The 20,695-nt window shown below is 50.2% G+C and carries 20 protein-coding genes; 12 read left to right on the forward strand and 8 right to left on the reverse strand.

Annotated elements, in window-relative coordinates; genetic code table 11:
• Positions 1-196: 196 nt before the first annotated feature.
• Positions 197-1,444 carry a hypothetical protein gene (locus EP25_RS0104745; protein WP_031432837.1) on the reverse strand — a complete coding sequence of 416 codons (1,248 nt, stop codon included), beginning with the start codon at positions 1,442-1,444 and terminating at the stop codon, positions 197-199.
• Between the two features lie 198 nt (positions 1,445-1,642).
• Between EP25_RS0104745 and EP25_RS0104750 the strand changes: the two genes are divergently transcribed.
• Positions 1,643-2,962 (forward strand): TolC family outer membrane protein, encoded by a 1,320-nt coding sequence (locus tag EP25_RS0104750; RefSeq protein ID WP_235185984.1) that lies wholly within the window; start codon positions 1,643-1,645, stop codon positions 2,960-2,962.
• On the opposite strand, the gene EP25_RS0104755 is transcribed toward EP25_RS0104750, so the two are convergent.
• Together EP25_RS0104755 and EP25_RS0104760 are read right to left on the reverse strand one after the other, a co-directional pair.
• Positions 2,944-3,696, reverse strand: a complete 753-nt coding sequence (locus tag EP25_RS0104755) for a class I SAM-dependent methyltransferase (RefSeq protein ID WP_031432839.1) — start codon at positions 3,694-3,696, stop codon at positions 2,944-2,946. The genes EP25_RS0104750 and EP25_RS0104755 overlap by 19 nt on opposite strands.
• Positions 3,697-3,698: 2 nt before the next feature.
• A complete protein-coding gene (locus EP25_RS0104760) occupies positions 3,699-4,004 on the reverse strand; it encodes a DUF1244 domain-containing protein (RefSeq protein ID WP_031432840.1) in 306 nt (101 codons plus the stop codon).
• 462 nt (positions 4,005-4,466) lie between these two features.
• Between EP25_RS0104760 and EP25_RS0104765 the strand changes: the two genes are divergently transcribed.
• The 4 genes from EP25_RS0104765 to EP25_RS0104780 are packed head-to-tail and all read left to right on the forward strand — an operon-like array spanning position 4,467 to position 6,576.
• Complete coding sequence (locus tag EP25_RS0104765) at positions 4,467-5,006, forward strand: septation protein A (RefSeq protein ID WP_031432841.1); 540 nt, start codon at positions 4,467-4,469, stop codon at positions 5,004-5,006.
• Positions 5,006-5,308: a YciI family protein gene (locus EP25_RS0104770; RefSeq protein ID WP_031432842.1), complete on the forward strand. Its 303-nt coding sequence runs from the start codon at positions 5,006-5,008 to the stop codon at positions 5,306-5,308. Before EP25_RS0104765 ends, EP25_RS0104770 begins: the two co-directional genes overlap by 1 nt.
• Complete coding sequence (locus tag EP25_RS0104775; protein WP_031432843.1) at positions 5,305-5,574, forward strand: BolA family protein; 270 nt, start codon at positions 5,305-5,307, stop codon at positions 5,572-5,574. The genes EP25_RS0104770 and EP25_RS0104775 overlap by 4 nt, the downstream gene beginning before the upstream one ends.
• 12 nt (positions 5,575-5,586) lie before the next feature.
• Positions 5,587-6,576 (forward strand): peptidylprolyl isomerase, encoded by a 990-nt coding sequence (locus EP25_RS0104780; RefSeq protein WP_031432844.1) that lies wholly within the window; start codon positions 5,587-5,589, stop codon positions 6,574-6,576.
• 146 nt (positions 6,577-6,722) lie between these two features.
• Here the strand turns inward: EP25_RS0104780 and ppk1 are convergent, their stop codons facing one another.
• Positions 6,723-8,906 (reverse strand): polyphosphate kinase 1, encoded by a 2,184-nt coding sequence (gene ppk1, locus EP25_RS0104785; protein WP_036300248.1) that lies wholly within the window; start codon positions 8,904-8,906, stop codon positions 6,723-6,725.
• Between the two features lie 259 nt (positions 8,907-9,165).
• On the opposite strand from ppk1, the gene EP25_RS0104795 reads away from it, so the two are divergent.
• The gene (locus EP25_RS0104795) at positions 9,166-10,110 is read left to right on the forward strand and encodes a radical SAM protein (protein ID WP_031432846.1); all 945 of its coding nucleotides are present in this window, start codon (positions 9,166-9,168) and stop codon (positions 10,108-10,110) included.
• A gap of 137 nt (positions 10,111-10,247) precedes the next feature.
• Here EP25_RS0104795 and EP25_RS0104800 read toward each other — a convergent pair whose 3' ends face one another.
• Both EP25_RS0104800 and EP25_RS0104805 read right to left on the reverse strand, forming a co-directional pair.
• Positions 10,248-11,117 (reverse strand): ZIP family metal transporter, encoded by an 870-nt coding sequence (locus tag EP25_RS0104800; protein WP_235185843.1) that lies wholly within the window; start codon positions 11,115-11,117, stop codon positions 10,248-10,250.
• A gap of 1 nt (position 11,118) precedes the next feature.
• On the reverse strand, positions 11,119-11,580 hold the full coding sequence (locus EP25_RS0104805; protein ID WP_051906391.1) for a YkvA family protein: 462 nt from the start codon (positions 11,578-11,580) through the stop codon (positions 11,119-11,121).
• Positions 11,581-12,002: 422 nt separating this feature from the next.
• On the opposite strand from EP25_RS0104805, the gene EP25_RS0104810 reads away from it, so the two are divergent.
• From EP25_RS0104810 to EP25_RS0104835, 6 genes are all read left to right on the forward strand, one after another.
• Positions 12,003-12,638, forward strand: a complete 636-nt coding sequence (locus EP25_RS0104810; protein ID WP_031432849.1) for a class I SAM-dependent methyltransferase — start codon at positions 12,003-12,005, stop codon at positions 12,636-12,638.
• A 71-nt stretch (positions 12,639-12,709) separates the two neighbouring features.
• Positions 12,710-13,147: a hypothetical protein gene (locus EP25_RS0104815; protein ID WP_031432850.1), complete on the forward strand. Its 438-nt coding sequence runs from the start codon at positions 12,710-12,712 to the stop codon at positions 13,145-13,147.
• Positions 13,148-13,663 (forward strand): hypothetical protein, encoded by a 516-nt coding sequence (locus EP25_RS0104820; protein WP_031432851.1) that lies wholly within the window; start codon positions 13,148-13,150, stop codon positions 13,661-13,663. It begins immediately after the preceding gene.
• A 193-nt stretch (positions 13,664-13,856) separates the two neighbouring features.
• Positions 13,857-15,494: an IS1182 family transposase gene (locus tag EP25_RS0104825; RefSeq protein WP_051906340.1), complete on the forward strand. Its 1,638-nt coding sequence runs from the start codon at positions 13,857-13,859 to the stop codon at positions 15,492-15,494.
• Between the two features lie 158 nt (positions 15,495-15,652).
• Positions 15,653-17,881: a nitric-oxide reductase large subunit gene (locus EP25_RS21770; RefSeq protein ID WP_235185844.1), complete on the forward strand. Its 2,229-nt coding sequence runs from the start codon at positions 15,653-15,655 to the stop codon at positions 17,879-17,881.
• 11 nt (positions 17,882-17,892) lie between these two features.
• Complete coding sequence (locus EP25_RS0104835) at positions 17,893-18,261, forward strand: DUF488 domain-containing protein (RefSeq protein WP_031432852.1); 369 nt, start codon at positions 17,893-17,895, stop codon at positions 18,259-18,261.
• A gap of 422 nt (positions 18,262-18,683) precedes the next feature.
• On the opposite strand, the gene EP25_RS0104840 is transcribed toward EP25_RS0104835, so the two are convergent.
• Complete coding sequence (locus tag EP25_RS0104840) at positions 18,684-19,895, reverse strand: D-alanyl-D-alanine carboxypeptidase/D-alanyl-D-alanine-endopeptidase (protein ID WP_036300253.1); 1,212 nt, start codon at positions 19,893-19,895, stop codon at positions 18,684-18,686.
• A 241-nt stretch (positions 19,896-20,136) separates the two neighbouring features.
• On the reverse strand, positions 20,137-20,691 hold the full coding sequence (locus tag EP25_RS22405) for a c-type cytochrome (protein WP_051906393.1): 555 nt from the start codon (positions 20,689-20,691) through the stop codon (positions 20,137-20,139).
• Positions 20,692-20,695: the final 4 nt, after the last annotated feature.

A 20,695-nucleotide genomic window follows, 5' to 3' on the forward strand; every position in this document is an offset into this window, starting at 1 on the left:
ATGGCTTGCCATTAATTCAGCTAAGATAATAGTTCCATTTGAGATAGTTGCAAGTTAATCAATATATTGATTTAGCTGAAAAATTTGATTTCGCAAGACCAAATGATCCTGATAGCATAAGCAGGATCAAAAACTGGTATGTTCAGCTAGGGTGGGGCCAGCCGACTAACTTACATTCAAAAGGCGATTTCCTCTCTCAATCGATCGTATCGATCCAATGGCAACGCTTTCTGACGATGTCGGCGGTATAGTCATTGCCGATCCCCTTGGCGATTAGCGCGACGACCCTGTCGTCTATATCGTAGCCAATATGCGCATCCATCGGATTAGCCATCCTGCCAAGACCGAAAACGTCGAATACGGTGGCGACATTAATATTGATATTGGTCACCCGGATACACAGTCTTGAGTCCAGGTAGGTATTGACGAAATCGTGGGGTATCGCATAACTCAATAAATCGTTGGGGTCGCTGAAGGCGATGATGGGGGTTTTGGCCAGCATGCGTTCGGCGTATTTATCGCCGTTCGGCGTGCAATAGGATTGCTCCTGATTACTGACTTCCGGCAGTTTACGGCCCAACTGCAACATGGGCAATTGATTCGACATCATATAAATCGGTATTTCCTTGTTTTTCAGAGCCAATACCAAATCTTTATGGCGTTTACTGTTCTGATGGTCGCCCAATAACGAAGCGATTCGCTGCATTCCGTCTATCGTGATGCGGCTGCCCAGGCTGTGGGAAACAAAGGCATAACTGTCCCGGTAAACCGATTCGATATTCTGGGATTCGCACGGCTGGTGCACGTCATCCGGTAAATCCTCCCAACTACCGGTCGTCATCCAGCAAAACGATTGCTCGAAAGCCAGTAAAATATCTTCCCGGCTATCCCCCAGATAGATGATGGGGTCGGGACCGGTGTCATTGGAGAATTTTTTAAGCAAGTCGTTTACTTCGGCGCGCCGGAAGGAATATTCGCCGGAATTATCGTATGATAAAACCTTTTTCTGGGTCGCGGTGATTTCCGACCACGTCAATTCGTAGAATAATAATTCCTGAGAATGATCTTTATTCAAGAAACGGTTAATCCGGAGGTTACCCAGTTTCTTCTCCGGATGTTCCGGATCGGTCAACGTGATGTTTTTATGCTTACTGGCGGTTACGGTCAAATCCAACTCCTTCGCCAGTTTTTCGAAGAATTCGGTCGAATAACCCGGCAAATGATCGCCTACGCCATGCACCATCAAGACTTTCATCTTGCTGTTTTCCTGTTCGAGATGCGGTTTCAAGCCTCTGAAAGCATGCCCCCGAATCTCGCACAAGCGGGTATCTTCCGATTCCTGTTTTTCCAGAATCGCTTCGGTGATGCCTTTACCCAGGCTGGCGCAACCTCCGATCAACGACGCCAACATGACGAATACAACTTTTGCTATAACTTGTTTCATGATCATATTTTGTTTGGAAAAATTCAGCTCGACTTGCGTATAATTCTAACAGTCAAAGAGTTACCGTCCATACCTTTCTAATCATGATGACAAGCCGAGTGAAGAAATGCCGATGGATGGTTTTTGCGGAAACAATTAGGTAACTTTATTGATTGATTGTCGCCATCTCGGCTTACAATGATCTTTTTAAACATGAGGATGCGTGTGTTCAAATTAAAATTGACGGCGGCTTTATTGATTGTTTGCGCCGTTCAACCGGGCGTCGCCCAGGATTTGATTGAAACTTATCGACTTGCCCTGGAAAACGATCCGGAAATCAAAAGCGCCTATTACAATCAGTTTTCCACAGGAGAAATAAAATCGCAAAGCATTGCGCAAATGCTGCCGAACATTTCTTTACAGGCCGCCAGTTCCAGAAATCGCCTGTTCAATAAGAAAGTCACTTTCCAAGGCGCCGGTAAACAAGAATACTGGAACCAAATCCTCACTATTAACTTCAGACAACCGGTTTTCAATTGGGGCCATTGGATACAATTGAGCCAATCCGACAATCGGATCGCGCAAGCGGAAGCCGAATATCAGGCACAATACCTGGCGCTGATCGTCAAAACGACGGAAGCCTATTTCGACATTTTGGCGGCACAAGATAATCTGGAATTCACGATCGCCGAACAAAAAGCCATCGAAAAACAGCTGGAACAAGCCAAACAACGTTTCGAGGTCGGTTTGATCGCCATTACCGACGTTTACGAAGCACAAGCGGCTTACGACCAGGCCCGGGCCAACGAAATCGACGCCGTCAACCAGCTCGATGACGCCAAAGAAAGCTTGCGCGAACTGATCGGAGAAAACGAAGCCGATTTAAACCCTTTGCACAAAAAAATCATTTTGAATAAACCGGAACCTGCCGATATCGCTAGTTGGACGGAATCGGCCGCCAACAGCAATTTCACCATCGTCGCGCAATTGAATCAGGCCGAGGTTGCTAGGAAAGAAATTCAATTGCAGCAAAGCGGCCATTTACCCACACTAGACATCGTTGCCAATTATAACGTACAGGACAACAATAGCCGTTTCGGTCTTCGCGGCGACTATCAGGCCGTCGGTTTGGAATTGAATCTGCCGCTGTTCGAGGGAGGCGGCACCTATTCCCGCGCCGAACAAGCGCATTACGATTACCAACGGGCCAAGGAAGACCTGATCAAAGTGAAAAGATCGGTCACCCGTCAAGTCAGAAACGCCTATCGCGGAGTACTGGCTAGTCTCAGCCGCGTCCACGCCTTGGCGGCGACCGTAAAGTCGTCGGAAAGCGCGCTCGAAGCCACCGAGGCCGGCTTCGAGGTCGGCACCCGGACTATGGTCGACGTGCTCGCCGAACAACGCAACCTTTACCGTTCCAAAAGGGATTACGCCCGCAGCCGCTATGATTATTTGATCAATGGCATCAAACTAAAGGAAGCGGCAGGCAGTTTGAGCGAGGAAGACATCCAGCAAGTCAATCAATTTCTAACCCAATGATCGCCGTTTTTATTAGCCGTCAACAAGGCGTTGACTTCCATGCGGTGAGACAATTCGATATCGTCGAAACCGGCTGCAGCCAACTGATTTAACGCAACGCTTTCGCGCATGACATGGTTTTCCGATTCGTCGCTGAGGATATGAATGACCCATTGTTCCAGCAGATCGACGCGTTGATGTTGCGTCAACACGTCGAAATAGCCAGCCACTTCGCGCTGGATTAACGCCGTATGCGCGGAAATGTCATCCAGCGCGTAACGGTCGCCATTGATAAACCTGCCGCCCGGTTTTAATACCCGAAAAATTTCATCGATCACTTGTTGCCGATAAGCCTGATCGGAATTATGCAGCGTATAGGCCGAGGCCATCAGATCGAAACTGTTGTTGTCCAGCCTCTTTAACGCCGTCAACGCATCCTCGGGAGAGAATTCCAACCGGCCCTGCTTCGCCCACTCACGAAGATGGGATTTCGCTTGGTTCTGCATGGTTGGCTCGCTGTCGACGCTGAGCACATTAACGTTATCCGCAGCCGATAGAATAGACAACGTGGTAATGCCGGTTCCGCCCCCTAACTCCAACACCTGAACCGTGTCATAGGACTTACCGCAGCAATAATGCTTGACGGCTTCGCCAACCAGACGACTCATTTCCGGCGCTAACGGGCTGATCAATTTTAGCATTTCATAGTCCTGACCAATCACCCCGGCAAACATGGCATCGTACTGTTTATCCATGCTTAAGAAGCCTCTTTTTGCTCCAGTTTACGCTGATAGGCGGCCAGTTGCTCGGGTGTGGCTTCGGCCTGAAATTTTTCTTTCCATTCACTATAAGGCATGCCGTAGACAATCTCCCTCGCTTGCTCGTAATCGATCGTTTCACCCTGCTCCGCTGCGGCGGCTACATACCACTTGGCCAGGCAATTGCGGCAAAAATCCGCCAATATCATCAAATCGATGTTCTGCACCTCGGAGTGCTGTTGCAAATGTTTGATTAATTGCCTGAAAACAGCGGCCTCGTATTTGGTTTTGTCGTTTTCGTTCATATGTTCTTCCAAAAAAAAGCTATTCTATCAAAAATAGGATTTAGCTAATGTACAATAGCGACTAAAGATTTTACAATTGACGATCAGGTTCTTAATCCTAATTCGTAGACGTGCAAATACATAGTTCATCCCTGGTTTATAATCCTGTCCCGAATAGGCGCCCGGCTAGCGGACTTGACGTTAATACGCCGACAGCCGCCGACAAGGAACCTAATGAGGACAAACGCCTCCAACAGGGTATTAATAACAACACAGTAGATACTGCTGCTACATTTAAAGCCAGCGAAAGATCGCTACGTCACCCCAATACAACAACGCCTATGGCTCCTAGCCAAATCACCAACAGCCGGATACAAAAAGCCCTGAATTTCTACACAGAGACTGTCAGACAACCCATGGCAGAGCAGCCTTCACAGCTCAGCGGCATTGATTATTTCGTCTGACACACATCACCTGACTACCATGAAACAATTACTCGAATTCATTCCTATTATTCTGTTCTTTGTTTTTTATAAACTGTACGATATTTATGTCGCTACGGGCGTCGTCATTGTCGCGACGATTGTTCAAGTCGCCATTACTTGGATCAAGTATCGCAAAGTCGAAAAGATGCAATGGATTACCTTGGCTTTGATCATCGTGATGGGCGGCGCGACAATCTACCTCCAGAATGAAAACTTTATCAAATGGAAACTCACCATTATCGAGTGGTTATTCGGCTTTGCCTTTCTCGGCAGCCAGTTTGTCGGCCAAAAAACCTTCGTCGAACGCATGATGGGAACCAATCTGGAATTACCTGCTACGATCTGGAAACGGCTCAACCTGATCTGGTCGTTTTTTTTCATCGGCGTCGGTTGCCTGAATCTATATGTGATGTATACGTTCAACACAGACGACTGGGTCACTTTCAAAACCTTTATCGTCCCCGGCCTGATGGTCGTTTTTATTATCCTGCAGATGATTTATTTATATAAGTACCTACCCGAAACAGAGGAAAAATAGTGTTATACGCCATTATCAGCGAAGATACCGAAGATAGCCTTCAAAAGCGCTTATCGGCTCGTCCGGCACACTTGCAACGTTTGCAACAATTACAGGACGAGGGGCGTCTGGTTCTCGCCGGGCCGCACCCGGCCATCGACAGCGACAATCCGGGAGACACCGGATTTAGCGGTAGTCTGGTCGTTGCCGAATTCGCCAGCCTTGGGGAAGCCCAGAGCTGGGCGGATACGGACCCTTACCAAGAAGCAGGCGTCTATTCCCGTGTTACCGTTAAACCATTCAAACAGGTCTTTCCTCAATGACATCAGAAACCATCAGACAAAAACTGCATGACGCATTCAATCCCGATTTGCTCGAAATAATCGATGACAGCGCAGAACACGCCGGCCATATCGGCGCTCAAAACGGCGGCGGCCATTATTACGTCACCATCGTAGCCGATAGTTTCAGCGGAAAGTCGCTAGTCCAGCGCCATCAGCTAATTTATCAGGCTCTAGGTGACATGATGAAAAATGAAATTCATGCACTGGGCATTAACGCTTTAACCCCTTCCGAACATAAAATCTAAGGAAAACAATAAATGAATAAAAAAATAATTCCCCTGCTTCTGGCCAGCACTACCCTCTTGCCCGGCTGTTTCGAACAAAAAACACAAGACTCTACGCAATCGGCCGCACCGACTGTCAGTAAAGAGGACGCGGTAGCCGTTGTTAATGGCACCTACATCAGTAAGCAAAGCCTGGAAAATCTGGAACAAGAAATACAACAACGCAGCCATGGCCAGACTTTCCCCAAGGAACAACTGCTGGAAGAATTGATCCAACGCGAATTATTGGTTCAGGATGCGCTGAAAAAACAATTGGACAAAACCCCGGATTTCATCGAACGCATGCAAACGGTTCGCAATTCATTGTTGTCCCAAGCCGATTTGAAAAATTTTATGGAATCCCATCCTATAACGGACGAAGAAATCAAGGCCGAATACGACAGTAAAATGGCTAATGCCGGCACCGAATACAAAGCCCGCCATATCCTGGTCAAAAGCGAAGATGAAGCCAAGAAATTGATCGAAGAACTGAAAAAAGGCGCCGACTTTGCTGAATTGGCAAAATCAAAATCGACCGGCCCATCGGGACCACAGGGCGGGGATTTGGGATGGTTCACCGCGGACCGCATGGTACCCCCTTTCTCTGAAGCCGTTATCGCCTTGGAAAATGGCAAGTTCAGCGAAGAACCGGTCGAAACTCAATTCGGCTGGCATGTTATTTTGAGAGAAGACTCCAGAGCGCAAACCCCGCCTCCGCTTGAAGCCGTCAAAGACCAAATTCGTCAGATGCTGCAGCGACAACAAATACAAAGCATGATGGAAAACCTGCGCAAACAGGCCAAAGTGGAAGTGCTGCTGACACAGGCCGAAGAAAAGAAAGCTCAGCCTGACCAAGAAACCGCTGGCGAAACCGAAGAAACGGCAACCGAACAACAAGAAAACGAAGCAGCGCCAGCCGAACAATCCGAGCAGCCAGCAGAAACACAAGAACAAGAAACGACTGACCCAAAAACAGCGGAATAAAACTTGACCAACGGAAGTGCCGATTAAATCGGCACTCTCTTACTCTTATTGAAATACATCGAAAAACCAATGACTGCTATTTAACCCCCCCCTCTACTCCAGCGGGCACGAATCTTCGCAGCAACCTGCTTTAGAATTTTCCAAATTCAATCCGAGAATCTGATCATTCTCTTCTTGCGCTTGATCTTTTTGCCTTTCTTGCCAACGGCTTTACAACGTTTTTTGGCCAAGTCAATCAACATTTCCTGGGCACCGATTCGCTGAGTGTCGTTCTTGGGCCGACGTTGAATGTAGCTCCCGTCCGACTGCATCTCCCAAACACTGCGTTGATTGCCCAGTTGAACATCCAGTATTTCACGTAAATCGGCTTTCAGTTCGTCTTTTTGCACAGGGGTGACAACTTCGACCCGACTTTCCAGATTGCGTTTCATGCAATCGGCCGAGCCGATGAAATATTCTTCCTCGCCACCGTTTTGAAAATAAAAAATCCGGGTATGTTCGAGGAAACGTCCGACGATACTGATCACCTTGACATTATCGGATATTCCCGGAATTCCCGGCCGCAAGCGACAAGTATCACGAATGATCAAATCGACCTTGACGCCCGCTTGAGAGGCCCGGTATAGGGCGGCGGTAATATCGGCGTCTTCCAGCGCATTCATTTTGAACTGGATCAAACCGGGCTGTTCATTACTGTGCTTGCTGATTTCACGGTCGATTTTTTCCAACAAACTGGGCTTCAATACTTTCGGCGCAGTCAGCAGCCTTTGATAATTACGCTTGGGCACCAAGCCGGTCGTCAAGAAGTTGAATAACTCGGTCAATTCCTCACCGATATGGGGATCGCAGATTAGAATACCGAGGTCCGTATACAAGCGCGCAGTGCCGGCGTGATAATTGCCGGTACCGATATGGGCATAACGGCGGAGACCGTTATAATCCTGGCGTACGACATAGACCACCTTACAATGGGTTTTCAAGCCGACCACACCGTAGGTAACATGTATTCCCGCCTGCTCCATGCGCTGGGCCCATTTGATATTGGCCGATTCATCGAAACGCGCCTTTAATTCGACGACCACCGCCACCTGCTTGCCGTTCAATGCGGCATCGATCAAATATTGAACGATCTTAGTTCCCGCCGAAGTACGGTATAAAGTCATTTTTATGGCTTGAACACTCGGGTCGCGACTGGCTTCCTTGACAAACCGTTCCACCGACGTGACAAACGATTCGTAGGGATGCTGCAGCAAGATCTCACCTTGTTCCCTGATTGCATGAAAAATATTGGTTGCGCCGACCAGCTTGGGGTGGTCACAAGGGTGATGCGGCGGATCGAGCAAATCGGCCCGGGGAATTCCGGCGATTTGAAACAAATCCGACATCGCCAGGCGCTGGTCCACAACAAAGACATCTTGTTCTTCATTCAAACCCAATTCGGCCGCCAGCATGCCGCTTTGTTGCTTACCCATCGTCGAAGCGACTTCCAGCCTCACAACCGACGCGAATTTACGTTCGCGCAATTCGGATTCGATCATCTGCAACAAATCATCGGCCTGCTCCTCGTCCTTTTCCGTAATGGCGTTGCGAGTGACGCGAAAAATCTCGCAATAACCGATTTTCATGCCGGGAAACAATAAATCGAGGTTATTCGCAATCAAGTCGGCAAGATCGATATATAAAAGTTCCTCGCCAACCTGAATAAAGCGCGAAACACCGCCACTTACAGGCACCTTGATCCGTACCTGGGTCAGTTCCTCCGGTTTATTGACATAGACACCGGCCAACAGATTCAGGGACAAATTGGAGATAAAGGGAAAAGGATGGGCCGGATCGATGGCTTGAGGCGTTACTAACGGAAAAATGTTTTGGATATAATGCTCCCGCATCAATTGCTGCTGTTTTACCGGCAATTTGGAATAAGGTACGATGGCAATGTCTTGTTGCTCCAACAATGCCATCACCTTAACCAATAACTGCTGTTTTTTGGCCTCCAGCTCTCGGACCACGGCATAACATTCGTCAATTTGTCGTTGCGGACTACGGCCATCGACGCTCAATTCGCTGATACCCGCCCCAACCTGCTGTTTGAGGCCGCCTATACGCTTCATGAAAAATTCGTCCAGATTGGAACTGACGATCGCCAGAAACTTGACCCGTTCCAACAGAGGCGTCCGCTCATCCTCGGCTTCGTGCAATACCCGCTTATTGAATTCCAACCACGTTAATTCCCGGTTGAGATACCATTGAGGATCGGCTGCTTCGAAATGGGGTTGGGCGGTAGTAGGGAGGCTTTCAGCTAATTCATTGTTCGCGCTGGTAGAGGACATGATTGTCTATCCTTGTCAGGAAAAATATAATGATGTGTTGAAGATGAAAAAACCATTGCCGATGCGTCATCGGAATAATCAGGACTTGCCAAAATAAACTATTCCGCCCAAATTCTCAATCAACGTGTTAGCATACTTCTCGCCAAGAACCCAAACCTCGCCATCAGTAATTGGCCAAGATTGCGCTACTTTTGAAAGATTGCCTCTATTGAGAAGCATGGCGATAACGTGAAAAACTCACTAATGGAGGTTGCCATCGATGATTGTATTCGGACCCGTACCGTCGAGACGTCTGGGCCGCAGCCTGGGTATCAATAATATTCCTCCAAAACACTGCTCCTATTCCTGCCTGTATTGTCAGGTAGGTAGAACGTCCCATACTGAAATAAATCCTCGTAATTTCTATACGCCGGAACAAATCGTCTCGAGCATCAAACTTCGCCTAGCGACCCTGGAACGGGAACACGAGGCCGTTGATTATTTAACCTTCGTTCCCGATGGAGAACCGACGCTCGATAAAAACCTGGGTACATCCATCAAGCTATTACGCGACCAAGGAATCAAAATTGCCGTAATCAGCAATGCCTCGCTAATCTGGCGTAAAGACGTCAGGGAAGCATTGCAGTTGGCCGACTGGGTTTCGCTGAAGGTCGACAGCGTCGATGAAACATGCTGGCAACATATCAATCGCCCCGATTCACATTTGGATCTGCAGTCCATTTTGTCATCCGTATTGTCTTTCGCCGGCGAATTCGACGGTTTTCTCGCCACCGAAACCATGTTACTACAAGGCATCAATACCGCAGATGAATGCATCGAAAGACTGGCCGACTATCTCGGCCGCTTGCAACCACATAAAGCTTATCTGGCCATTCCTACCCGTCCGACCGCCGAAACAGGAGTAGCCGCTCCTGATGCCGAGCGCCTCAATCATATTTATCAAACGGTTAAGCAACGCGTAGCCGCTGTCGAGTTACTCACCGGTTATGAAGGCGATGCCTTTGCCGCCAGCGGCGACCCGGCCAAAGACCTCCTTGAGATCACTTCGGTACACCCGATGCGTAAGGATGCCGTTATGGCTTTGTTGGCCAAGACCCGGACGGATTGGAGTCTCGTTGATGAATTGATCCAAAAAAATCAACTGCGGCAATTAGACTATCGCGGCCAAACCTATTACCTCAGAGCCTATCGGCAACAAACCTAATCCTCAACCGCCAAGTCCATAACGCACTCTCGAATCTTACCAAAACGAAATGTCATAATGGTTAAACCTGATGTTACGCTCAATCGTTTCAGAAAAAACATAGCAAGCGGTTTTACCCAATCTCGGCAGAGAATACATTAACCCAGTGCTACATCGAGTATCATCATGACGATGAAGCCCATAATTGCGCCCAGCGTCGCAATATCGGTATTGCCGCGGTCCCGCGACTCGGGAATCACCGCGTCGATGACGACATAGATCATCGCGCCGGCGGCGAAAGCCAAGGCATAAGGCATGATGGGCATGCAGGCTGTGACCGCGGCCGCGCCGATTACCGCAGCTATCGGCTCGACGATGGCGGAAAGCTGTCCATAATAAAAGCTGCGTAGCTGCGACCAGCCCGCTCGGCGTAATGGCAACGCCACCGCCGAACCTTCGGGAAAATTCTGGATACCGATGCCGATCGCTAAGGCGATCGCGGCTCCGAGGCTAGCCGTATCGTAACCGCAAGACAACGCGCCAAAAGCGACACCGACCGCCAAGCCTTCGGGAATATTGTGCAGCGTAATCGCGAAAACCAACAACAAGGTGCGTCGCCAAGTGGTGCTTTGCGATGTCTCTGTCCGCACCGACGCTCCAAGCTGAAAATGAGGCAACAACTTGTCGGACAGACTGAGTACGAACGCCCCCAGTCCGAAGCCGAGAGCCGCCGGAAACCAGGCAAAAGACTCGTATGCTTGTGACAAATCGATCGCCGGAGCCAATAATGACCAATAACTGGCCGCCAGCATCACTCCGCCGGAAAATCCGAGCATCGCATCCAGCAGCTTCTGGTTGAAGCGTTTAGTGAAAAACACCAGCGCGGCACCCAACGCAGTCATTCCCCAGGTAAACAAGGCAGCCAACAATGCTTGCAGAATATGCGAACGCTCGGCGAACCAATGGGAGGCTACGTTAAAAATACTCGTGTCGAAGACGCTGAATAAGTTTGTCCAGTCAATGCTCAAGTCAATTTCCGTTTTGATCGTGATTCAAAAGGCGTCCGAAAGCATCCTCATATTCCGAGCGTTTTTCTCGCCACTGTGCGTATTTATCGATTTCGACCTTCACTAGCCTCAAGATAGCCACCATCACGGCGACATCATCGAGATAGCCGACTACCGGAATAACATCGGGAATCAACTCCAGAGGATTGATCAGGTATAGCAGGCCAAACGCCACCGCTACAATGGCCCAAGTTTCTATGTTTCTATACGCCCCTGAGCGATAGTCCCTTATCAACTCGAGGCATAGCAGTACGTCCTTAATAACTTTATGCAGTGCCGGAATGCTTTTTGCTTTGCCCTCTATTTCATGCGCTTTATCGATAATCCGGTCATAATGTCTAGAAGTTATTTTTTTGCCGTTGCGTTTAAAAAAGGCGCGATTCAAGGCGTCTTTGTCGCGCCGTTTTTTGTCATCAACATTCATGTTGAACTCCGTCAAGCGACTTGCAAAAAAGTAAACAGTCGATTGCAATCGCTACCATGGCTTCAGGCATCAATTTTAAATCCTCGCGATGATGCGCTTAAAGACTGAATATCCCCCTGCTCAACCAGGGAAATCGGCTATTCTTTTAACATCTGATCTCAGCTCGTTCAGTAGTGGTCGATTTCAAATAAAATAGGGGTCTGCAATGATGCCTATGGTAAAAATACGGGCGGAAAACTCATCGTGCAGAAAGATAAAAACTCAGGAGTTCTAACGACTACAGAGTTAGCCATATTATGGGCGCAGATTACGCTTGTCAATGTTGATCAAAAATGCCAGTATTTTTCAGACAACGTTGTTGAACCTCATCCAATCTCGGATATTCAGATAAAACCATTAATGCTCCCGGGGTAGTGTTCTGTATGCCAAAAATTGCACCGTTCGAAGATCATCATCTACGCTATGAAGCGTGGTTTGAAAAACATGAAGCCGCCTATATTTCGGAACTTCTGGCGTTACGCCCTTTCATTCCCTGGCAAGGGTTGGGCCTCGAAATCGGTGTCGGCACCGCCCGTTTCGCCGCACCGCTAGGCATTCAAGTGGGAGTAGACCCTTCTCCGGCCATGCTGGCGCATGCGCGCGCCAGAGGAATCCAGGTCGTGCATGGGACGGCCGAGAACCTGCCCTTAGCGAGCGCCAGTTTCGATTATGCCCTAAACGTGACAACCATTTGTTTCGTCGATTCACCGATTCAGATGATGGCCGAGGCACGCCGAATACTCAAGCCCGGCGGACGTCTAGTGATCGGCTTCATCGACCGGACCAGCTCAATCGGTGAACATTATCTGGCGCATCAGCACGAAAGCGTTTTTTATCGGGAGGCCACGTTCTTTTCCGCCGACGAAGTCGAGCAACTATTATTGGATAACGGCTTTACGATTGACGCATGGGGGCAGACGCTTTCCCACCCCCTTCCGGAGATACGGGAAATCGAAGCCTTACGGCCAGGACGCGGCCAATGTTCGTTTGTCGCGGTTGCGGCAACGAAGGCAAACTAATGTCGTAGCCCTACCCAGCTTCGTGCTTGTGGCGCGAGCAAGGCGGCGTGACAGCGACTCTCTAACAAAAAATGCAAAAAACACATTATTTCACAATTGCCCTCCAGAAAAGTTTGAGGACATTCATCAATGTACTGCCGATTATCGTTGGTATGCTGTTGCTGACCAGTCTCGTTGTCACGCTGTTCCCGGCGCAGCTCCACGCCGGTGTGTTCGGAAACGGCGAAATTTTCGATAGTTTGCTGGCCGCCGCTGCCGGTAGCATAGCCGTCGGCCACCCCCTGGCCAGCTATCTGTTAGGCGGGGAAATGCTGAAAGTCGGCGTTAGCTTAACGGCCGTCACCGCCCTGCTGGTTACCTGGGTCACGGTGGGAATCGTGCAGATACCGGCCGAAGCGATGATATTGGGGACGCGCTTTGCCGCCTATCGTAACCTGATCAGTTTCTTAGCTGCCATTGCGATCTCTTTTTTGACCCCCTTCACCCTGCGAATGCTGGGAGCGATCTGAATGAGCGACGAACAACCCAAACCCCGTTTCCTGGGCTGGACATTTCTAGTCTTGGTGTTGAGCGCTTATGGCTTGATCGGCATTTTTAATCCGGAAAGGGCAACACAGGCTCTGACCTTATTCAAGCATTCACTGAATCAATTGCTACCCGTATTGGGACTGGTTTTTTTCCTACTGATAATCGCCAACCTCGCGATCGATTCCAAACGGATCAGCAGTTACGTGGGAAAACAAAGCGGCCTCAAAGGTTGGGGAACGGCGGTAATCGGCGGCATCATCTCGATGGGGCCTGTGTACGCATGGTATGTCCTGCTGAGCGATCTTCGACGAAAAGAAATGAGAGTCGCGCTGATTGCCACGTTTCTAAACAGCCGCGCGATCAAACTGCCTTTGTTGCCACTGATGATTCATTATTTCGGAGCGGCCTATACCGCAGTACTGTGTTTTTACCTGATAGCCTTTGCCATCATCAATGGATGGCTGATTGAAAAATTTTCCTTGCGCCAACATCCATAAAGCGATACTAGTATTAACCGTAATTGATACTTGCACATGACATGTCGGCGTCTGGTGCCACCGGCCAATGAATGCGTCAAGTGCCCGATCGCGCCTTCTTTCCGGCCCTCTCCCTAAGGAGGCTGTCGTAAAAGCCCCCCAACCAGCTACATACGGTAAAATAACCCTATCCAAACCTATTAGAAATAGATCAATGGCAGCCGAAGTAAACATTAGACCCGTCAGGACATTGTATAGCGCCAAGCAATATTCGCTATTCGATGAATGCGAGGTTGAACCGTTACCTGAGTTGATCGCTCAATCGATCTCGAGCGAACCGATGGCCCATTTTGAAGCGCCCGACCCGCGCGGCTTATCGATCAACGGTAAACCGCTCGGCGAACATCTGGAGCACGCCGGCTTAACCATCCCGTTGAAATTGCGCCCCTTCCTGCAATCGCTATCCTTCGCCGAGTTCGAAGCCCGTTATCGGCCCGGCGGGCGTCCGCCGTATGCGCCACGTGCGATGGTGGGGATTATTCTCTACGGCCTGTTACAAGGCATCAGCAGCCTGCGCGACTTGGAGCGTTTAGCTCGAGCCGATGTGGGGTGTTGGTGGCTAAGTGGCGGTATCATGCCGGATCACTCAGTCATTGGCCGTTTCGTCCATCAGCATGCCGAATCATTGACGACCGAATTTTTCGATCAACTGGCGCGTCGTACTTTGAAAGTCACAGGCTCAGGCACGACGACGTTGGCGGGCGACGGTACCGTGATCGAAGCCATGTCCTCCCGGTTTCAATTGATGAAGGAAGAAGCGCTCAAGCAAGCCTTGGCGCAAGCGCAGGAAGCCGCGCAAGCCAAACCCGACGATGCAGCGGCAAGCAAGCGGTTGAACCTATTGGAACAAGCCCAAGCCGAGCTAAAGTCTCGCCAGCAAAAACAAGCCGCCAAAGGCAAAGATCCGGCCAAGACCCAAGTACAAAGCAACGAGCCGGAGGCGGTATTACAGCCGCAAAAGAACTCCAAAGACTTTCGCGGCAGTTATAAACCGTCGGTATTGGCGAACGACAATCGAGTGATCGTGGCTTGCGACGTTCATCCTTCCAGCGAAACCGAGGTGGTGCCGGGCTTACTGGATCGCGCCCAAGCCATGGGAGGCGTCGAAACAGCTCTGTTCGATGCTGGCTATTTCAGCAATGGCGTCTTGGATACTGCTGAGCAACACAACATCGAATTGCTTTGTCCGGAAGGCCAAAGTGAAGGAGACGATTGGAACAAACAATCCAACAAACAAATCCCCAAAAGCCGCTTTATTTATCAGGCCGACGACGACACCTATCGCTGTCCGGGGCAACAACGCTTGACTCGCCGTCACACCTGCAAAGGCGGTAAAAGTGGCCGCGCTTATACCGTCTACGCCTGCGATGCCTGTTCAGACTGCCCGCTGAAATCCCAATGCACGCGTAGCGAGAGTGGTCGCACCCTCAAACGCTATGACAGCGATACACAAAAAGAAGCCCTGCGCCTGAAAATGGACCAGCCCGAACCTCGGCAACGCTATCGACAGCGGCAGGCCATGGTGGAGCCCGTCTTCAGTCAGCTACGCGGTCGCCAAGGTTTGAATCGCTTTCGCCGTAAAGGTTTGGCGGGTGTCAAAGTAGAGTTCGCCTTGCACGCCATGGCTTACAATCTGAGCCGCGCCTTAGTGGCAGCTCTTTTTCGTGCTTTATATCATTGGCTTAGCCGGTTTATGAGCTCGTTTGACCGAATGGTCGACATTTGGCTGAGTTACACTACTGACTTGCCAACTTCGCCGACCGTGGAAAATACGGCCGGTTTCCAGTGGTAAATCAAAGAAATTGGGGTTTTACGACGCCCTCCTAAGGGCTAGGAAGGTTAAGATGTCGCTTCGCGACTTTCATAGTAATTCTTGGGAGAACCCCATGAGTGTTGCCGCACAACCCTTAACTGCCGAGGATTCCGCTCTGTCCTTGGTGGCTGCGCACGGTGCTGATCGTGATGGTTCTGGGCTTTGCCGTCCTAATCCTCATTACGTTTCTGGCCTACCGTCACGCGCCCCCAATTCCGTCCCAGGTTGTCGATGAACAAGGGAAACGCCTGTTTAGCGCTGAGGACATCGGCAAAGGCCAGGAAGTCTTTCTCAAATACGGATTGATGGATAACGGCAGTGTCTGGGGCCATGGCGCCTATCTGGGCCCCGATTATTCGGCCGAAGCGTTACACCGTATCGGCGAGCATACCGCTGCGGTAATCGCTCAGCGGCAATATAGGAAACCATTGGTGGCGCTGACACCAGAAAAACAAGCCGCGGTCTATGCGCAAACAGCCATCGAACTAAAAACCAATCGTTACGATGCCGCCAGTGGGACATTACATCTGACGCCGCCGGCAACCGCCGCTTACCGCCAGGAAGCCAACTACTGGCGCGAGTACTTCCTCGACCCCGCGAGCAATGGCGGGCTCGAGCGCGGACTGATCAACAATCCTGTCGAATTGCAGCAGTTTACCGCTTTCGTCACATGGACTGCTTGGGCTGCAGTGACCAATCGTCCCGGCGAAACCCATTCCTATACCAACAACTTTCCCTACGACCCCAGCGTAGGCAATAGGGTGACGCCTGACGCCGTGTTATGGAGCGCGCTGAGTCTAATCATGCTGCTAGCCGGTATCGCTACGGTACTGTTGATATTCGGTAAATTCGATTATCTCGGTTGGATTAGCACAGAAAAACATGTGCATCCCCATTTGTTGCCCAATCAAGCGAGCGCCGGCCAGCTCGCCCTCGTAAAGTTCTTCGTCGTGGTAATGCTACTGTTCCTGATGCAAACATTGCTAGGCGGTGCGACAGCTCACTATCGGGCGGCCCCCGATAGTTTTTACGGCTTCCAACTTGAGCGGATATTTCCCAGCAATCTGACGCGCACATGGCATCTGCAGACGGCGGTTTTTTGGATTGCAACCGCCTATATTGCGGCCGCGTTATTTCTCGGCCGTTCGCTGCGAACTGACGAACCGCGCTGGCTCGCCGGGTCGGTCCATTTATTGTTCGGCGCTTTCGTCATTGTCATCGCCGGCAGCCTGTTCGGCGAGTGGGCGGGGATCTCACAGTTGTTGGATCAGTGGTGGTTCTGGCTAGGCAACCAAGGGTGGGAGTACATGGAGCTTGGCCGTCTATGGCAGTATCTGCTTATAGGCGGTCTGTTGGTCTGGTTTGCGATCTTGTTGAAACTGATGGAATCCTCGGAGTTAACCGATCCTGCCGTGAAACCTCTGACTAGGATGTTCTTGTTCGCTTCCCTGGCGATTCCAATGTTCTATCTTCCGGCGCTTTTCTTCGGGGCCAAAACCAATTTCACAGTCGTCGATACCTGGCGATTCTGGATCATTCATTTATGGGTCGAAGGATTCTTTGAATTTTTCGTCACCACAATGGTTGCGCTGATGTTCTATCAACTGGGTCTTACTCAACGCAACGTTGCATTAAGGGTGGTCTACTTGGATGCCATTTTGTATTTCGCCGGCGGCTTGATCGGAACCGGCCATCACTGGTATTTTACCGGACAAACCAGCTTCAACATGGCGATGTCATCGATGTTCTCGACACTAGAGGTGGTGCCGCTAACATTGTTGACCTTGGATGCGTGGGCATTCATCCGCACCACACGCGCCGACTGCGACACCTGCGGCAAGCCGGTAGCCGTGCCGCATAAGTGGACTTTTTACTTCTTGATGTCGGTAGGCTTTTGGAACTTTGTGGGCGCAGGCATCTGCGGCTTCTTGATCAACTTGCCGGTCATTAGCTATTTCGAAGTCGGCACGCAGCTTACCCCCAACCACGGCCATGCCGCTATGATGGGGGTCTTTGGAATGTTGGCGCTGGCGTTGATGATATTCGTGGTGCGCCAGACCAGCAGTGACCCCCACTGGGCTGGCATAGAAAAATATGCCAAGGTCGGATTTTGGGGATGTAATGCCGGCCTGGCGCTTATGCTAAGTATGAGTTTGTTTCCCGGTGGCGTGTTGCAGGTCTGGGATGTGGCGCAGCATGGATACTGGCATGCACGCAGCCTTGAGTATACGGGAAGCGCCCGGTCTCGCCTGATCGAATGGTTACGGCTTCCCGGAGACATGGTGTTCATTATATTCGGCGTCATACCGTTAGTGATTGTAGCCGTCAAAGGCTGGCTCATTGCCAATAAACAGACGGCCGAATGACTTTTTTCCTAATGCAACACCCGGATCAATACAAACTCAAGATTAAAAGGGTCTATGAACCGCCGGACGAATATGACGGCCGGCGAATCCTCGTGGACAGACTCTGGCCGCGTGGGTTGACAAAGGAAAAAGCGAGTATCGATCTGTGGCTAAAAGATATCGCCCCTAACACGGAGCTCCGAAAATGGTTTGGCCACGACCAGAGCAAATGGGAAGAGTTCAAGGAACGGTATCTCGCAGAACTCAAGAGCAACCACGAGCAAATCCAAACCTTAAAACAGGAGCTGGACAAGGGTGACGTAACGCTGGTCTATGCGGCAAAGGACGCAGATCGTAATCATGCTATCGTGCTGCTTGAAAACAGTTGGCTTTTCCGCTAACAGCGGAAGCATCCCACTCGAATACGGCAAAGTCCAACTCATCGTTTACGTCAGCAACGGACAAAATCAACCAAAGACGGTTCGATCTTATCTCTACTTTGTCATATTATCAACGACTGTTCGCACTTCAGAATTCGGTTCTTTTGACGCCCTCTTCTAACCTTATCCCGGAGGACGAAGGTATTAAGGCGCCGAATTTTGAAGGACTATGATATGTCTTCTTCACAGGCAAGCATACCGCTCCGGTTATCTCTTTTTAGATAACGAGTTTTAAACCATGCCGGACACACTAAGTCAAGAAACGCTGTTCGTTGTCCAACAACTTGGGCAATAATCGAGAAAGTTTCGGAAATCCTAAAATTGTCGCGCTAGTGAAATAATTTACTTGTCGGGCATAAAAAAAACATGCCCGACCTACAGGTCTAATCGAAAACGCCGGCAAGATTGGCGCTTTGCCGTCTCGAAAGCTCTCGGGCGATGCGGTTTCTCAAGCGATAAGGCACTCTTTCGTTCATGATGATGGCAAAGGGCCGCCATTCGCTGCCTTTAACAAAATATCCCGCCAACGCGCTAACACCGTTTAACGTTCCCGATTTCGCATAGATGCCGGGTTCGATTTCCGGTAACAAGTGCTTCCAACGGCGAAAAGCCTGTAACAGCTCGGTCAATTGTTGCGGTGACAGGCGGTTACCGCGGGACAAGCCGGCGCCATCCGCCAACGAGAAATTTTCCCAAGCAAAGCGGCGAAACAGCGCTTCTTCCATGTACCGTTGCACTTCGGCGCTGTTGGCCGGACGTTGAGACGTTTCCGCAACCAGCATCAGGATTAATTGGTTGGCGATGAAATTCGTGGAATATTTTAGCATCGTGCGTACGATCTCGCCCAGCGTCTTGCCATTCACATGCGTATAAAAAACAGGCCGGTTAGGAACCTGGCCATACACGATTCGGGAACCTACTTGGACACCTTGCTTCCGTAAAAAAGCGGCCAGCAGCTCGGCAAAATATCGCTCGGCGTTGCGCGGATTCGGGCCGGTATTGACCCGCAATATCCCATTCCCCAGAGAGTCCGCTAAACGTTTCCCATACTCGGTCAAAGGCGTGTGGGCTTCGGCTGACCTCACGCGGCCACCGACCTTTTTAAGGTTTAGCGTGTTGAAATTCGCGGCAACGGCACTGGGCACCGCATCGTAGGGATTGTTGGTCGCGCCGGTGCCCGGCAGCAGCAAATCCTGTTCGAATATCGCCGTATCCAGGCCGATGGCTTCGATTTGTTTCAAGCCTCTCTGCTTAAGTTTTCTCGCAATGATCTCCAGTTCTTCCGAAACCAAATAAGGATCGCCGCTGCCTTTGACCCATAGAGTTGTGCCCGCCTCGTCCAGATAAAAATGGGTACGAAAGCGATAATCTTCCCCCCAATGTTTTAACGCCATCCAGGCAGTCGGAAGCTTGGTTGTCGAGGCCGGAATCAACGGCCTGTCGGCATGATCGGCAAGAACAGTCCGGCCACTGGAATCTAAAATGATCAAACCCGCATTATCAAGTCTGGAAAAAGCCGATAACGCCTCGCCGGCATTGCTCGAAACAGGTGAAAAAAGCGTCAATGCAATTACGCACATCACTATAAATTTCATAATGTTCAATGTGGCCTTTTTGATATGTCAAACAATTAAAGTAACCTAATTTCGGCTAGCCTACAGAGGGTATTGACGGCGTCTTCCGGTGTCAATACCTGATGCTCTATGGCGTTCTTAAACCAAACTCAGGTTAAAGTACATACCCGAAACCTGGCAAGAAATCGTTAAACCGATTAGGTCCGGCATGAGATACAACCGGGAGTATTCAATAACAGAAACTTTATCGCTGCAACGGAGGTTATTTCGACAGGCTCCTGATGTAGAGTAGCAAATGCCAAATCTGCACCTCGCTCAAATGATTCTTGTGACCGTGCATGTAGGTGTAACGGGGGCGTCGGCCAGGCCGTTTCAACGTGTCCCGGCTGTGGCCGGGCGCCATCTCAAAAAATCCCCATCCATTTTGAATCACCCAAAACAAGCGGCCGTCGGGTAAAGTATCCATCAGTTCTTTACAGGTAAAATCGGTCGGCGGAGGCCGCAGGTATTTGCCGATCGGCCCTTGCCCGTCGCCTTCGATGCCATGACAATCCGCACATGAAGCAGGTAGCATATCGCGCTCATATAAGCGTTTTCCTAGTGCAATGTTGTCGGCTGTCGCCGGAAATGGGTTATGCTTCTGGTAATAAGCGTGTGGGAGCTGCGGCGTTAAGCGTGGCGGCGGACATTCGGTACCGATGGCTTGTGCCTGCCGGAGCATTGCTTCCTCGTGCAGCGTAGAGTTGCAGCCGACGCCGAGCATCGCCGCTATCAAGGTCGAATGCGACCACCAACTTGCCCGCTTAGCGAATATCATGAAA

Source organism: Methylomarinum vadi (genome assembly GCF_000733935.1).
GTDB lineage: Bacteria > Pseudomonadota > Gammaproteobacteria > Methylococcales > Methylomonadaceae > Methylomarinum > Methylomarinum vadi.